Source organism: Sulfitobacter sediminis, from assembly GCF_040811725.1.
GTDB classification, from domain to species: Bacteria; Pseudomonadota; Alphaproteobacteria; order Rhodobacterales; family Rhodobacteraceae; genus Sulfitobacter; species Sulfitobacter sediminis.
Genome location: NZ_JBFNXX010000137.1, coordinates 1 through 252 on the forward strand (window position 1 = coordinate 1; position 252 = coordinate 252).

Below are 252 nucleotides of genomic sequence, written 5' to 3' on the forward strand. Positions count from 1 at the left end.
GCTTGCCCGCGCCGGGGATCTTGTCCAGCAGGATCAGCGTCGCGGCATTGACGCCACCCCAGGGGTCGGCGCGCCTCAGCCCCTCTTCGTACCAGCGCAACGCCCGGGGGACATCCGGCGCCACAAGCTGCCCCTCGGCATAAACACGGCCGAGGCTCGTGGGCGCGGTCGGATGGCCTAGGTCGGCCGCATCGGTGAAGCTCTCGACCGCCTTGTTGACATCGGGCGTGATGCCCCCCACGCCGTTCTTGT

The 252-nt window shown here is 69.4% G+C and carries 1 pseudogene; it reads right to left on the reverse strand.

Going from position 1 to position 252, the window contains the following annotated elements:
• Nucleotides 1–252 (reverse strand): annotated as a pseudogene (locus AB2B41_RS23470) (caspase family protein); the annotation flags it as partial.